Origin of the sequence: Niastella sp. OAS944, assembly GCA_024809215.1 — a bacterium.
GTDB lineage: Bacteria > Bacteroidota > Bacteroidia > Chitinophagales > Chitinophagaceae > Niastella.
Genome location: JANUBW010000014.1, coordinates 20,337 through 36,251 on the forward strand (window position 1 = coordinate 20,337; position 15,915 = coordinate 36,251).

Annotated in this window: 13 protein-coding genes; 5 read left to right on the plus strand and 8 right to left on the minus strand. The window is 44.6% G+C overall.

Annotation, left to right across the window (positions count from 1 at the left end; all coding sequences use genetic code 11):
• Positions 1-857 precede the first annotated feature (857 nt).
• From GGD38_RS35425 to GGD38_RS35440, 4 genes are all read left to right on the plus strand, one after another.
• Complete coding sequence (locus tag GGD38_RS35425; RefSeq protein WP_375303561.1) at positions 858-1,442, plus strand: RNA polymerase sigma factor; 585 nt, start codon at positions 858-860, stop codon at positions 1,440-1,442.
• Between the two features lie 64 nt (positions 1,443-1,506).
• Positions 1,507-1,845 carry a hypothetical protein gene (locus GGD38_RS35430; RefSeq protein ID WP_375303562.1) on the plus strand — a complete coding sequence of 113 codons (339 nt, stop codon included), beginning with the start codon at positions 1,507-1,509 and terminating at the stop codon, positions 1,843-1,845.
• Positions 1,842-2,354, plus strand: coding sequence for a hypothetical protein (locus GGD38_RS35435; protein ID WP_375303563.1), 513 nt, complete (start codon positions 1,842-1,844; stop codon positions 2,352-2,354). The genes GGD38_RS35430 and GGD38_RS35435 overlap by 4 nt, the downstream gene beginning before the upstream one ends.
• 146 nt (positions 2,355-2,500) lie before the next feature.
• Positions 2,501-3,181, plus strand: coding sequence for a hypothetical protein (locus GGD38_RS35440; protein ID WP_375303564.1), 681 nt, complete (start codon positions 2,501-2,503; stop codon positions 3,179-3,181).
• Between the two features lie 197 nt (positions 3,182-3,378).
• On the opposite strand, the gene GGD38_RS35445 is transcribed toward GGD38_RS35440, so the two are convergent.
• The 7 genes from GGD38_RS35445 to GGD38_RS35475 all read right to left on the minus strand — a co-directional run bounded on the left by GGD38_RS35445 (position 3,379) and on the right by GGD38_RS35475 (position 13,361).
• Positions 3,379-6,837, minus strand: coding sequence for a T9SS type A sorting domain-containing protein (locus tag GGD38_RS35445; RefSeq protein ID WP_375303565.1), 3,459 nt, complete (start codon positions 6,835-6,837; stop codon positions 3,379-3,381).
• A gap of 362 nt (positions 6,838-7,199) precedes the next feature.
• Entirely contained in the window at positions 7,200-8,078 is an 879-nt protein-coding gene (gene rfbD / locus GGD38_RS35450) for a dTDP-4-dehydrorhamnose reductase (protein ID WP_375303566.1), read from the minus strand.
• A 9-nt stretch (positions 8,079-8,087) separates the two neighbouring features.
• Positions 8,088-8,648 carry a dTDP-4-dehydrorhamnose 3,5-epimerase gene (rfbC, locus tag GGD38_RS35455; RefSeq protein ID WP_375303567.1) on the minus strand — a complete coding sequence of 187 codons (561 nt, stop codon included), beginning with the start codon at positions 8,646-8,648 and terminating at the stop codon, positions 8,088-8,090.
• A 68-nt stretch (positions 8,649-8,716) separates the two neighbouring features.
• Positions 8,717-9,790, minus strand: a complete 1,074-nt coding sequence (gene rfbB, locus GGD38_RS35460; RefSeq protein WP_375303568.1) for a dTDP-glucose 4,6-dehydratase — start codon at positions 9,788-9,790, stop codon at positions 8,717-8,719.
• A gap of 77 nt (positions 9,791-9,867) precedes the next feature.
• Positions 9,868-10,851, minus strand: coding sequence for a UDP-glucuronic acid decarboxylase family protein (locus GGD38_RS35465; RefSeq protein WP_375303569.1), 984 nt, complete (start codon positions 10,849-10,851; stop codon positions 9,868-9,870).
• 11 nt (positions 10,852-10,862) lie between these two features.
• Positions 10,863-12,191 carry a UDP-glucose dehydrogenase family protein gene (locus GGD38_RS35470; RefSeq protein ID WP_375303570.1) on the minus strand — a complete coding sequence of 443 codons (1,329 nt, stop codon included), beginning with the start codon at positions 12,189-12,191 and terminating at the stop codon, positions 10,863-10,865.
• A 36-nt stretch (positions 12,192-12,227) separates the two neighbouring features.
• Positions 12,228-13,361: a DegT/DnrJ/EryC1/StrS family aminotransferase gene (locus tag GGD38_RS35475; RefSeq protein WP_375303571.1), complete on the minus strand. Its 1,134-nt coding sequence runs from the start codon at positions 13,359-13,361 to the stop codon at positions 12,228-12,230.
• Positions 13,362-13,623: 262 nt separating this feature from the next.
• Here GGD38_RS35475 and GGD38_RS35480 point away from each other — a divergent pair, with 262 nt between their 5' ends.
• On the plus strand, positions 13,624-15,051 hold the full coding sequence (locus GGD38_RS35480) for a 3-deoxy-D-manno-octulosonic acid transferase (protein WP_375303572.1): 1,428 nt from the start codon (positions 13,624-13,626) through the stop codon (positions 15,049-15,051).
• Here the strand turns inward: GGD38_RS35480 and GGD38_RS35485 are convergent.
• Complete coding sequence (locus tag GGD38_RS35485; protein WP_375303573.1) at positions 15,024-15,875, minus strand: hypothetical protein; 852 nt, start codon at positions 15,873-15,875, stop codon at positions 15,024-15,026. The genes GGD38_RS35480 and GGD38_RS35485 overlap by 28 nt on opposite strands.
• Between the last annotated feature and the right edge of the window lie 40 nt (positions 15,876-15,915).

The window sequence follows — 15,915 nt, forward strand, 5'->3', positions numbered from 1 at the left end:
TGCCGAGCTCGCCCGGCAAAGCGGACAAATAAAAAGACCCCGACCGCGAAGCGGGCGAAGGGCCTTTGGGTAATATAAAGCGCTTCTGGATCGGCGAAGCCAATCCAGGTCTCCCTACATACCACCTCGCCGAGCTCGCCCGGCAAAGCGGACAAATAAAAAGACCCCGACCGCGAAGCGGGCGAAGGGCCTTTGGGTAATATAAAGCGCTTCTGGATCGGCGAGCCAATCCAGGTCTCCCCTATTTAACAGTTCGCCGAAGTCGCCCAACGACGCAGACAAAATGGCCTCGACCGCGAAGCGGGCGAAGGGCCTTTGGGTAATATCAAGCGCTTCTGGATCGGCGTAGCCAATCCAGTTCTCCGCTATTTACCAGCGTGCCGAGCTCGCTCGGCAAAGCGGACAAATAAAAAGACCCCGACCGCGAAGCGGGCGAAGGGCCTTTGGGTAATACAAAGCGGCATTGGATCGGCTTAGCCAATCTAGCTCCCTCCCTATATTTCTGGCAGCAGCCCAGCATGCAGGCGCCATTGGTAATATAAACCAACCTGTTTCTTCCTACCTCCTACGCCTTATTTCTTACTTCACCTCCTTTATACCTATATCATAATTCCATCCATTCTCCATTTATCTTCCATTATATAATGGAGGATGAATGGAAGATGAATGGAGAATCAATGAAAAATTAATGTAAATAAAAACATACTTCTTACGTCCCACAGAGTAGTTACAGACCGTTCCGGCCAACAAATGGAAGCCTCATCTACACATTTCACCGGTCTGTCTCCTTTTATATATACATATCGAATGATTTCGTAAGTTGTAGCCTCAAATTCAAACATTAAACGGCCGTCTTTTTGAACGAACTGGATCTGATACAAAAACTCCGGGAAGGAGACGAACAGGCATTCAAATCATTGGTAACGAACTATCAAGACCTGGTATTCAATACGGCACTGGGTATCGTTCAAAACAGTGAGGATGCTGAAGACGTTGCCCAGGAAGTATTTATTCAGGTATATCGGTCCATTGACCAGTTCAAAGGCGACGCCCGCCTTTCTACCTGGATCTACCGCATTACCACCACCAAGGCACTCGACCATATTCGCAGCCGGAAACGAAAAAAACGCTTTGCCTTCATTACCAGCCTTTTCGGCGCCAATGATGAGCTGGTGCATGAACCCGTTGATTTTCAACACCCCGGAGTGGCGCTCGACAGAAAGGAACAAGCCGCATTATTGTTCCAAATGATTGCTCAATTACCTGAAAATCAGAAGGTAGCATTTACTTTACACAAAACGGAGGAACTTAGTTACCAGGAAATTGCCGACGTTATGCAGTTATCGGTGTCGGCGGTGGAGTCGCTGTTATTCAGGGCCCGGCAGAACCTGCGTAAGCTGCTGGAAAAATATTATCAACAGAATAATTCACAAGACAAGTAAGGCGTTCGAAGGAATTGCGAATTATTAGCGTCAAATGTATAAGTTTACATCGTAAATTAGATATATGTCAATCGATTCAAATAACGACTCCCGGATAGATTCGGTGCTGAGTAGCCTGGAGGGTATACAGCGGGCCAAAGCGCCTGACTTTATGTATACCCGGTTGAAGGGCAGAATGGAGCAGGAGTTTGACCAGGGCGGCCCACTCGGCCGCTGGCTTACCAGGCCCGTGCTGGCTTTAACGATTGCCGCAATTATCTTAATTGCAAACGCCACCACCGTAGTAAAAATGTGGGAGCAAAGCACTCATTCAAATACTAATACAGAATCAGGTCAGTTAGTAGCTGCCGAATACCCGGCAGGTATTTACCCCGTATATAATGAAAATTCCCTGGAACCATGAATAGACCTCCCCGTCAAAAATGGCTGTTGATACTTGTAGCGATCTTACTGTTGACCAATATAGCCACTCTTTCCATTTACTGGTTTAAAAAACCCGACCATGAAGGTGGCCCGGGCCGCGATGGTGGCAACCGGGAAAAAAGAATGGGACAATTCATGGTTGATCAAATGAAGTTCGATGCTACCCAGGAAGCCGCTTACTGGAAGTTGCGAGACTCTATGATGGTTGTTCAAAAGCCAGTGATGGATTCTATTCGCAATGCTAAAAAAAGATTCTTCGACCTGTTGAACCAGGCTGAAACAACAGATTCCATACTCGTTGCCCGCAGCAATGAAATAGCCGATCTGCAAAAGAAACTCGACATCGCTACATTCCGTCATTTCAAAAACGTACGCGCTATTTGTCGGCCCGATCAATTACAAAAATTCGATACGGTCATTAAAGAGATCGTAAACAGAATGACACCATTCCGTAGGAACCGCCAGGGAGACTCTACTTTTAAGAAATAAACTAAATCATTTAAGCATTTAGTTCTACCCAAAACCCACTATAGTAAAGGGTTTCATCAATTCATTTTTACCACGAAAAGGGTATATCGCTATACTTATTTTGGTTGTTACTTTGCCCTATCCTGTAACACACCAAAAAATTGTTTATGCGAACAACCTACCTGATAGCCGGTTTATTCGGCCTGGTTACCAATGCCAGCTTTGGCCAGGACTGCAATGGTTACTACTTCCTGCAACAGAACAAGACCATTGAAATGACCATCTACAATAAAAAAGGCAATCCCAATGGCAAGCAGGTGTATACAGTTTCAAATGTTACCAAGAATGGCGGCAACACCACAGCTACCGTTAATTCAGAAATGTTCAGTGAAAAAGGAAAATCTATAGCCAAAGGCCATAGCGAAATTGCCTGCACTGGCGGTGTTATGATGGTTGATATGACCATGCAACTACCGCAAGCGCAACAGGAGCAGTTTGCCAAAGCCGATGTGAAGGCAGAAAAGATCTATATAGAATACCCGAACGATATGAAAGTGGGCGATAAATTAAAAGATGCCACTTTAGATATGAACATAGACAACTCTGGCATGAAACAGAACGTAAATATGGTTACCAGCGATCGCACTGTGGCCGGTAAAGAAAGTGTTACAACAACTGCGGGAACCTGGGAATGTTTCAAGATCACGTATAAAAGCAAGATCACAATAAAAACGATGGGCATTGGAATGCCATTCAACATTGAAGGAACAGAATGGTTTGCACCGGGATTCGGCATTGTAAAAACAGAAAGCAAACATGGCGGCACAGCCATTACGGCCATCAAATAAGTAATATCCTCAGTACGGAAACCAGGTCCCCCTGTATGGGGGACTTTTTATTGGTCAATGGGGAATGGTCAATGGTCAATTCGCCGATCGCGGATTATTCACCATTCACCATTGACGATTCACCAAAAACAAACAGGGCCATAAAAATGGCCCCGTGTTTACTTGTGTATGTATGACTTATTATCTCATGTAACTGACTATTGTTTTACCATCTTTAAACTATATTTTTTGCCAGCCTGCTGTATGTTTAAGTAATATACTCCGGCAGCAAGCTGTTGCACATTTATCTGCTGCATGTGATTGATGTTTTGTTTATGCACAATAATACCGGCTGCATTATAAATTGCCAGCAACGCATTTTGTGTATTATCGGGCAACTGAACGCGGAAGCTTTGCTGAACCGGATTAGGCTGTATGCGTGCTGTTCCCTGATCAACAGTTTGTACGGTTACAATTTTCGAATAGTTGTATGTACCGTCTTTATCTGTTTGTTTCAGGCGATAATATAATTTCTGATCGGCAGTAACTGCATCATTGAAACTGTAATGCTGATCAACAACACTATTGTTACTTGCTGCAACCCGGCCTGCTTCTTTAAAGTCAATTCCATTTGCGCTTCTTTCAACAATAAAGTAAGCGCTGTTCATTTCTGCCGAAGTTCCCCAGGTAAGCGCCACCTTATCACTCTTTTGAGTGGCATTAAAGTATAACCAGGTAACAGGCAATGTTCCGGTAACTACGCTGCCACTTAATACAGCACTGGTATTATACACGGGTGCGGTAGTACCATTGTATTCAAATACTTTGTAGTAATATACATTACCTGCATTTAAACCGGTTACGGTAACATTGCTTCCGGTGCCTGCAAATACCACATACTCATCGAGCGCAATCTGCGATCCGCTCTTAAATACTGCATTGGCAGGATAAACACCCAGGTCGGCAGGCGAAGCCAGCACATTACTTCCTTTCTTTACAACTACCAGGCGGCCCTCGCCATTACCATTGATCCAGTTAAGCGTCATGCTGGTGGCAGAAGTGGAAGCCACTGCACTGCTTGCAGCAACAGTTGGCGCTGCTGAGGTTGCACCCGTTGTGGCTAATACGCTACTGGTAAGATAACGTTGTAACGAACCAGTACCATTGTATTCAAAAACAGTAAGGTGATATGTAGTGGACGGCAACAGGTTGGTAACCGATACGGTATTACCCGTTCCATTAAACACCACATACTGATCGCTACCCAGGTTGGTACCGCTGCCAAATGCGCTGTTGGCGGTATAATTTGTAGCATTGGCCGGTGTAAAGGCTACCGCATTATTTGCCCGCATTACAACTATGCGGCCGATGCCGTTTCCATTCGTCCATTTAAAAGTTAACTTATTGCCGTCTACTCCCGAAATGATCGGTGCAGAAGCTGCAACTGTTGGTGTAGTGGCGCCAGGCAAATCGGTGGTGGTAAAGCTGTAAGTACTACCAGGCACCAGGTAGGTAGGCGCTGCAGAACCATTGTACTCCCACGCAGATAGATAGTAGGTTGTATTAGGCGCCAGGTTGGTTACCGTAAAGTTTCCGTTGGCCGCGTTTGATTTAAATACAAAATAGTTATCGCTGCTACCTACCTGGGCAGAACCAAAAGCCGTATTGTGACCTGCATATACCGATACATCCTGTGGCTGCGCATTTACCGGCGCATTGGCCCTCATAAAGAAGATGCGGGTGCTGCCATTGCCAGCCACATAAGAGATCGTTGCCTGCGCTCCCTGAATGGCCGTTGCATTTAACCCGCTTGTTTGTACAGTTGGCCAGGGATTGGTAGCCGCGCTACCAGTTAAGTAAGCAGTAGTTAAATAGTCATTTACACCGGCATCGGAAGTATTGTACTCGTACACCGCAAAATGGTAAGTAGCGGCTTTATCCAAACCTGTTAAATCAAAATAATTACCAGTTCCATCGTATACAACAAACTCTCCCGGGGCCACTTCGGTACCCGTACCAAAAACTGAATTACCGGTATGGTTGCTGCCATCAAGCGGCTTGTAAGTAACTGCCTGGTCTTTACGTGCTACCACAATTCTTTTGCCGCCATTGCCACTTGTCCATAAGATCCGCATGCGATCGCCATCTCTCGATTGTTGCGAGAAGGTAGTAGACGCCGCTGTAGGTTCAAGCGGAACAGAGAAGCTGGTAACGGCCCCTGTTTTATTATAAACAGGATAGTTGGTACCGTTATAGTCGAATATTGCAATGTGATATGTTTTACCGGCTTTAAGTGAAGCCAGCGAAAATCCAGAGCCATTCATTTGTCCCGCAACTGAATAGTTACCAGGTGTTAACTCAGTTCCCTGACCGAAGTTTGAATTTCCCGGGTACAAAACGAGGTCTTGTGGAATGGCGTCAACAGCACTTCCCTCTTTTATTATTGCCATATGATAATTGCCACCGCCATTTGTATAACTTACCGAAGCGGTAGAACCGGTAATGTTCTTCACTACCAGGTTAGTGGCTATTGTAGTGGGTGCAACAGCTGTGATTCTGCTGGCATCAACCGGTGTATTTAAGTAATAGGGAACATTATCGCTGGTAATATCATACTCAATTATGCGGAAGTAATAAACAGTTGACGGCTCCAGGTTGGTAACTGTAAAACTGCTGGCGCCGCTACTGCCTACCACAAATTCACCGGGTTTAATTTCAGTACCGGAACCGAATGCCGCGCTGGGCGTATATACCGTGCCGTTTACAGGTAAAGCGGTAACCGGTGCGCCTTTACGGGCTATAAGTATTCTTCTGCTTCCATTACCTATAGATGAATTGGTGGTAAGCCGGTTGCCTTCGATGCTTCCGAAAAGTAACGTTTGCGTTGGTTTTGTGGGGCCGGTATTGGTAGTTACATTCCAGGTGGCGGCCGGTTTTAAATATACGGGGGTGGTATTCCCATTGTACTCAAATGATGCAAAATGATAAGTAGTATTGGGCTCCAGTTTATACACGGTTACGCTTGAACCAGTGCTTTTGTATACTGTATAATTGTCGCCATTTATGGCAGTGCTTGTTCCAAACTCACCGTTGTTATATGGCTGGTAAAACTTCAGGTCCTCGGGCTCTGCATTAACCGCCGCCGCTTTACGGGCAAATATCAACCGGCCGGCGCCGTTACCATTCTTCCAGCTAAGCTTCACCGAATTACCTATTATTTCAGTGAAAACACCCATACTGGTTTGAACGTCGGGCGCTATAACAGTAGCCTGACTGCCTGATAGCGGAATTGCCAGGTATTTTGTATTGGTACCAGTGCCATTGTACTCAAACACGGCTACATGGTAGGTTGTGCCGGCTTTTAATTTACTTACCGTTGCAGAATTCCAGTTGTTCTTCTGTATCACATATTCGCCGGGGTTAGTAAACTCAGTGCCTGCCGTACCGAAATTTGAACTGGTAGTATAATCCTTGCCATCTACCGGCAAACCGGTAACTGCGCTTCCTTCCTTTACTACAATAAGGCGATTTGTTCCGTTGCCTATATCGAAAGCTAAAGAAAAGCTGCCGCCATCGATGGAAGTGAAACGGATGTTACTGGCCGGCACCGTAGGCGTGGTTTGTGCATTAACCAATACACTTAATAACAAAAACAGCAGTGTACATATTTGTCTCATGGGTCAACTATAATTTTATAATGAGAGCAAATGTAGCTGCTGACGGCAGGCGTTATAGAGCCTTCAACATGGAATGCGGAATTGATGTATTGAATTGTAGGAGGTGGTGATTAGAATGGGAAGTGGTGAGTGGTGAGTGGCCTCGCGAATCGTGAAACGGCAAACGTGAAACGTGAAAGGGTTCGCGGGCTTTGAGATTAATAATTAATTTGCGGCGCCAAAAAATCGATAGCCGATTGCTCCCGATTTCTATCGGGACCGATTACCGGATTATTAGCTTGCTGTTACTTATTAATCACGAGCATAGGACTTTCACGTTTGCCGTTTCACGTTTCACGCCGTTTGCCGTTTACCGTTTTACGCTAAGAAAGCAGTTTAATACATTGCACCAAAGACTCTTTCCAATCAGGAATGGTACAATTAAAAGTAGTTCTTATCTTATTGGTATCGAGTAATGAAAATGAAGGGCGTTTTGCGGGTGTGGGATATTGTTCTGTTGGAATTGGGTTCACCGTGCAGCTACTGCCGGTCAACTCTTTTATTTCTACCGCAAACTGGTGCCAGCTTATGCGGCCCTGGTTGCTGTAGTGATATATACCTGGCACCCAACTGCCACCTGAAGAAAACTCATTTTCTACCACTATATGCATCATACATTTTGCCAGATCGGCTGCATAGGTAGGCGCACCAACCTGGTCGCTTACTACATTGATGGCCGGTCGGTCCTGCATCAGCTTCATCATGGTTTTCACAAAGTTCTTACCAAATGAAGAATATACCCAGGCCGTTCTAATGATTATAGCTTGCGGATCATACTGCAGGCACAGCTGCTCCCCTTTTAATTTGGAAGCGCCATAAGTATTTACCGGGTCTGTAGCCGCATCTTCAGTATATGGCACTGGCGACTGACCGTTGAAAACATAATCAGTTGAAATATGAATAAACCGGGTATTATTGGCTTTACAGGCAGCTGCAAGTATGCGGGTGCCTTCTGCATTTACCTGGTAGGCAATATCCTGCTCCGACTCAGCTTTATCAACAGCCGTATATGCGGCACAATTTATACAATATGCCGGCCGGTGGGCTGCAAACATTTTCTGCACCGCAGCTTCATCGTTCACCGGCATGGTATCATGCGAAGTAAAAATAAACTCAAATGACGGATATGATGCCGCCAACACACGTAACTCCTGTCCTACCTGTCCATTGGCGCCGGTCACTATAACAACTGGTTGCGACATACTTTATTATTATCCTTTGTATTCAAATGGGTTTACACAATTAGCTATTTGAGGCAATACCAGGTCTTTTTCCGATACAATGGCTTTGTCCATCGGCACCTTCCAGTCGATATTCAACGTGGGATCGTTGTATATAATGCCATGTTCGCTGGCTTTGCTATAGAACTGATCGCATTTATACATTACTTCGGCCACTTCGCTCAGCACAGAGAAGCCGTGTGCAAAACCTGCCGGTATAAATAATTGCTTTTTATTGGCAGCCGATAATTCAATTGAGAATACTTTACCAAATGTAGGTGAGCCTTTTCTTATATCAACGGCCACATCGAGTATAGTACCTACCAGCGCACGCACCAGTTTTGCCTGGGCAAAGGGCGCCACCTGGTAATGAAGGCCTCTTACCACGCCATATGTTGAGCGGGATTGATTATCCTGTACAAATTGGCATATGATACCTGCGCCGCCAAATATTTTCTCGTTATAAGCTTCGTAAAAAAATCCACGACTATCGTCGAACACCACTGGTTCAAATACCAACAGATCAGGAATTCCTGTTTCTAAAAAAGGCATTAGATACTTAAGATTTAAAGTTTTACATTAACAGTGACCTTCAACTATCACATTAGCACATTAGCTAATTAGCGTTTAGCGTATTGCTCCTGATAGTAATGCTGGTAGTCGCCAGAAGTTACATGCTTTATCCAGTCTTCATTATTCAGATACCAGTCAACTGTTTTCTCCAGGCCTTCTTCAAACTGAAGAGAGGGAGTCCAGCCCAGTTCTTTATTCAATTTAGTGGCATCGATGGCATACCGCATGTCGTGACCAGGGCGGTCAGTAACATAGGTAATAAGTTTGGCAGAAGTTCCTTCGGCCCGGCCCAGTTTGCTATCCATTATTTTACATAACAAATGCACCAGGTCGATATTTTTCCATTCATTAAAGCCACCTACATTATACTTTTCGCCGGTCTTTCCTTTATGAAAGATGGTGTCGATAGCACGGGCATGATCTTCAACAAATAACCAGTCGCGTACATTATCGCCTTTACCATATACGGGGAGCGACTTATTATTTACGATATTGTTGATCATTAATGGGATCAGTTTCTCAGGGAAATGATATGAACCATAGTTGTTGCTACAGTTGCTCATAACCACTGGTAACTTATAGGTATGGTACCAGGCCATTACAAAATGGTCTGATGATGCTTTGGAAGCGGAGTATGGTGAGCGGGGATCGTAAGCAGTTTCTTCTGTGAAGAATCCTTCTTCGCCCAGGGAGCCGTATACCTCATCGGTTGATACGTGCATGAAGCGTTTCCCTTCCATTTTGGTTTCCGACTTGGCCCAAAATTTACGGGCTATGTTCAACAGGTTAGCCGTACCCAGCACGTTTGTTTTTACAAAAGCCAGCGGATCGATGATCGACCTGTCTACATGGCTTTCTGCGGCCAGGTGAATTACCGCATCAAATGCATATTGCTCAAACAGTGCTTCAATGGCTGCTTCACTGGTAATATCGGCTCTTTCGAACCGGTAATTAGACGCCTGCTCTACATCTTTCAGATTCTCGAGGTTACCTGCATAGGTCAATGCATCGGCGTTAACGATCAGGTAATCGGGATATTTATTTACAAACAACCGCACCACGTGTGAGCCAATAAAACCGGCCCCACCGGTAACCATGATCGTCTTTGAATGTTTACTCATAGAAGGTTATGTTAATGCTAACAGCAAAATGCCAGACGCATACGCTGGTCATAGCGTAAAACGTCTGGCGATTTCGATTATTTTTTAGTCGCAAATTCCTTGGGCTGTTTAAACCACTCTTCTTTTGGCAATGCCTTGAAATATTCGTAGGTCACTTTCAAACCGTCTTTACGGCTTACTTTGGGCGACCACCCAAGTATCTCTTTTGCCCGTGTAATATCTGGTTGCCGTTGCTTGGGATCATCAACCGGCAATGGTTTATATACGATCTTTTGTGTTGTGCCTGTAAGAGCGATGATCTCTTCGGCAAAATCCTTCAACGATATTTCATCGGGGTTACCTACGTTTACCGGTTGAGCACAATCGCTCATCAGTAAACGATAGATACCTTCAATAAGATCATCAACATAACAAAAGCTTCTGGTTTGCGAACCATCACCAAAAACGGTAAGGTCTTCGCCACGCAATGCCTGACCAATAAATGCAGGCAGGGCGCGGCCGTCGTTCAATCGCATACGCGGACCGTACGTATTGAAGATGCGAACAATGCGGGTTTCAACGCCATGGAACGTATGGTAAGCCATGGTCATTGCTTCCTGAAAACGTTTGGCTTCATCATACACACCACGAGGACCAACCGGGTTAACATTACCCCAGTATTCTTCGTTTTGCGGGTGAACCATTGGATCGCCGTAGATCTCGGAAGTGGAGGCTACAAGAATACGTGCATTTTTTGCTTTTGCAAGACCCAAACAGTTGTGGGTACCCAGCGAACCTACCTTCAATGTTTGAATAGGTATTTTCAAATAGTCGATGGGGCTTGCAGGAGAAGCAAAGTGTAAAATATAATGAAGCTCACCAGGAACATGAATGAATTTTGATACATCGTGATGATAAAATTCAAACTCTTCCTTCTTGAATAAATGTTCAATATTGCGCAGGTCACCGGTAATGAGGTTATCCATACCAACTACATGGAAACCCTCTTTAATAAAGCGGTCGCATAAGTGTGAACCTAAGAAACCGGCTGCTCCGGTAATGAGTACTCTTTTCTTTGACATGGGAAAAAGGGTTATTTATGTTTAACAGCAGGATCAGCAATAGCCCGGCCCACACTTTCGTAATAAAATCCTAATTCTTTAATAGCATCTGCTTCAAACAGGTTACGTCCGTCGAAGATGACTTTGTTCTTAAGCGCAGTTACGATCTTCAGGAAGTTCGGTGTGCGAAACTCATTCCACTCGGTGGCAATGATCAGCGCATCGGCACCTTCCAGACAATCGTACTGGTTTTCGGCGAATTGAATTTTATCGCCTAATAATGCACGTACATTATTCACCGCTTCAGGATCATACGCGCAAACAGTTGCACCTTCATTCAACAATGCATCGATAATATATAATGCCGGCGCTTCGCGAATGTCATCGGTATTTGGTTTGAACGCCAAACCCCATAATGCAAAGCGTTTGCCTTTCAGATCGCCTTTGAAATACTTTTTGATCTTGGGAAGCAGGTGCAGCTTTTGTTTCTCATTCACATCCATAACTGCATTCAGGATCTGGAAATCGTAACCTACTTCAGTTGATGATTTAACAAGGGCCTGAACGTCTTTAGGGAAACAGCTTCCGCCATAGCCGATGCCAGGGAACAGGAAACGTTTGCCAATACGTTCGTCGCTACCAATACCCCTGCGCACCATATCAACGTCGGCACCCAGGCGTTCGCACAACTGGGCAACTTCATTCATAAAGGATATTTTGGTAGCCAGGAAGGAGTTGGCGGCATATTTGGTAAGTTCGGCAGAGCGAACATCCATGTAAATAACAGGGTTACCCGAACGAACAAATGGTGCATATAATTCACCCATCACTTTGCGGGCTCTTTCAGAAGAAGCGCCAATCACTACGCGATCGGGTTTCATGAAATCTTCCACCGCTACACCTTCACGTAAGAATTCGGGGTTCGAAACCACATCAAAATCACCTACATAGGTTTTCGCAATGGCAGCATATACTTTTTCAGCAGTACCTACAGGTACGGTGCTTTTATCAACAATCACTTTATAATCGGTCATCAACTCGCCCAGGTCTTTGGCTACACCCAGGATATATTTCAGATCTGCACTACCGTCTTCACCAGGAGGAGTGGGCAATGCCAGGAAAATGATCTCGGCATCTTTTATACCTTCATTTAAACTGGTAGTGAAATGTAAACGCTCTTCTTTAACATTCCGAAGAAATAATTTTTCCAGTCCGGGCTCATAAATAGTGATCTGACCGGAAGAAAGTTTTTCCACTTTCTTTTTATCGATGTCTACGCAGGTAACATCATTACCTGTTTCAGCAAAACAGGTTCCTGTTACCAAACCAACGTAGCCAGTACCTACTACTGCGATTTTCATTTTTGGGATGTTTTATAGTGCCTTATTATAATAAGGTTATGATTTATTAATAAACTCCAATACTTTGCTGGTAATAAACTGGAGTTGTTCATTACTCAGTTCGGTATGCATAGGCAGGGATAATACACGTTCGGTAAGCCAGTCAGTAATTTTCAACTCAAATTTTGCACCGCCAAAAGCGTCAAACATTTTCTGGCGATGGGCCGGAACCGGATAATAGATCATAGAAGGAATGCCATGACCAGCAAGAAACTGGTTCAGGGCGTCGCGGTCAACCCCTTCAAGCAATAGCGTGTATTGATGAAATACATGGTTACAGTAAGAGGCTCTGTATGGAACAGTGATCTTTGCATTTCCGGCAAAAGCCTTGTCATAAAAATCGGCTGCACTCCGACGTGCGGCTATATATTCATCCAAATGAGGCAGTTTTACATTCAGAACGGCAGCTTGAACAGAATCGAGCCGGCTGTTACAGCCAACGCGGTCATGATAATATCTTTTTGCCTGGCCATGGTTGGCAACCATTTTCAATGCCTCTGCCAACGTATCATCATTGGTAAAGATAGCGCCGCCATCACCAAAGCAACCCAGGTTTTTTGAGGGGAAGAAAGAAGTGGTACCAATGGTACCCAGGGTGCCTGTTTTCTTTACAGTGCCATTGCTTAATTGAATATCACCACCAATGGCCTGTGCATTATCCTCAATAACAGGTATATTATACCTGTTGGCTACTTCCATAATAGCTTCCATATTGGCAGCCTGGCCGTACAGGTGTACAGGGATAATTGCTTTTGTTTTAGGCGTAATGGCCTTTTCAATAGCGGCAGGATCGATGCAGAATGTTTTGGGATCAACTTCTACAAACACAGGGGTCAAACGCAATAAGGCAATTACCTCTGTAGTTGCAATAAAGGTGAAAGAAGGTGTGATCACCTCATCGCCCGGCTGCAGGTCCAATGCCATTAAAGCGATCTGCAGGGCATCGGTACCATTTGCACAGGGAATTACGTGCTTAACACCCAGGTATTTGCTCAGCCCGGCAGCAAAGTCCTGCACGGCTTTACCATGAATAAAAGCCGTACTGTTTATAACCTCCTGAATAGCAGAATCAACTTCAGTTTTAATTTTCGCGTATTGCTGCTTTAAATCAACCATTTGTATGGGCTGCATACCTAATTTTTTTATTCAAAACGGGCACAAACGTACAGCAAAAAAATGGTGTAAGCAAGCAGATTACAGCCAACCAACATATTCAAGGAAATTGGGCTGTAAAACCGGGGCCTTACAATTGCACTTTATGATACGGCAAGGGCGTAGAAGTAAAAAAGGTTCTAAAACCACACAATAAAACATATTTTAAACCGCTAATTTGCGCTTTTGACAATTCTCGTATAAAAACGACATTTGTTTTTTTTGAATTCAAATTATTACCGTGCACCTGTTTATTTATAATATTTTTTTGTTTTTATATTCATTAGGTATCCGTATTACATCCCTCTGGAACCCCAAGGCCCGTGCATGGCGCAATGGCAGGAAAAATATCTGGGAGAAGCTGCAGAAAACGCTGAACGCTGAACGTCCAACGCCCAATGGCGAAGACAAAAAGCCAGATACAAAGCGCGTTGTAAGAAAGCCTAAAATTGGAGACGCCACACCCGCAGCCGAAGAACCGCAAACTGAAGAAATCAGCCGGGAACCGGGAACCGGGAACTGGAAACTCGTATGGATGCACTGTTCATCCCTCGGTGAATTTGAGCAGGGCAGGCCGGTAATGGAGGCCATCAGGCAACAATACCCAAATATAAAAGTGCTGCTTACCTTCTTCTCCCCAAGCGGTTATGAAGTTAGAAAAAACAGTTCGGGGGCCGATTATGTGATGTACCTGCCTCTTGACTCAAAAGCCAACGCCCGTAAATTCATCAGCATTGTTAAGCCCGACCTGGTGATTTGGATAAAATACGAGTACTGGTTCTATTATTTAACCGAATTGAAGAAAAAACATATCCCACTGTTGCTGGTTTCGGGTATTTTCAGGAAAGATCAGCCCTTTTTTAAATGGTATGGCCGCCTGCACTGGTATATGCTGGAAAGTTTTAACCACCTGTTTGTTCAAACACCAACTTCAAAAGAACTACTGGGTTCCATTAGGTTTACGAATAACGTAAGCATCAGCGGTGATACCCGGTTCGACCGGGTGGTGCAAATAGCCGAACAATTTAAACCCATTGACCCTATTACTCATTTCTGTGGCGATAGCCCGGTAGTTGTGGCCGGTAGCACCTGGCCCGAAGATGAAGAAGAGTTGGACCACTATGCCAATACGCATCCTGAAATAAAATTCATTATTGCTCCACACGAAATAAACGAAGACCATTTAAAAGGGATAGAGAAGTTATTCAAACATACTGTACGGTTTTCGCGGTTACCCGCCAATCCCGATGCCCCTCGTCCTGTTTCAAGAGGCCGTCAACTCGACAACGAAGTAAAGCCCAATGTGCTTATCATTGATAATATAGGTATGTTATCGAAGCTGTATAAGTATGCCACTATTACATATGTAGGTGGCGGTTTTGGCGACGATGGCGTACATAATGTGCTTGAGGCAGCGGTTTATGGCAAACCGGTGGTGTTTGGCCCTGTGTACGATAAATATGTTGAAGCAGTTGAACTGGTTCAACAGGGTGGCGCATTTGTAGTAGATACAGCGTTGGAGCTTGAAAAAACCTTTAATGACTTAATGGAAGATACGAGCGCCTGGCAGAAAAGCTGTGAGGCCGCCCGTAACTATGTATATAATAATAAAGGAGCAACAGACAGTGTTATGCAGTACATTCAGGAGAACCGTCTTTTAACCAGTTGATAAAAATGGCGGGTGCTTTCTTTATTTTCATCCCAACCCAGTTTTACTTTCAGCTCACGTTCGATCCAGTACTGGGCTTCGGGAAGAATTCGAAAACTGTTGATGGTTTTTATACTGCGTTCGTACATTACTTCATCGTTGCGGAAAAGTTCGCTGATAAACACAAACCGGTCGTTGATACCAATGGCACGACGCAGATCGCGTACAGGCGCATCGTTAAGAACATGTGCAACTTCCTTCACCTCAGCTTTTAACTTTTCATTAAGGGAAGCTTCTTTGGAAGCCATCACTTCGTTCAGCTCTTTTACAGCTTGTTGATGAGCAAGCGTAGGCACTTCACGCAGTGGATCTATCTTCCAACCATTATCGGCTTGTTCAATTTCAGGATGATGATGGCCATTGCCATTTTTATCCACAGTTCCATTAACACCATTCACTCCTGCTACCGGAGCTGTTGCCATAACAGGCTCTTTTTCCGGTACTGTTTCAATCACAACAGGCGCAGGCTCAACCACAACCGGGGGTTCTTCTACCACAACCGGCGGAGCTTCCACTACAACGTGTTTGGCTACTATTTTTGGAGGTGTTTGGGTAACTGTTTCTTCCTTTATATTACGAGATGGATGATAGCTATGACCATTAGCCGCCGTAGCCGCAGGCATCACAACTGCCACTTTTGAAGAGTGTACAGTTCGATGTGTGGACGTAGACATCTGTACCAATTCTGTTTCAATTAATTGGGTAGTGACTAATAGTTGAAAAGGATCGGCGTTTTGTGCAAATTGTTCATTTAATTTGCCAATAAGTTGTGCTAAACGTTCCATAATAAGCGGGTACTTTTTTATGGTTAGAGTTAATTGATAA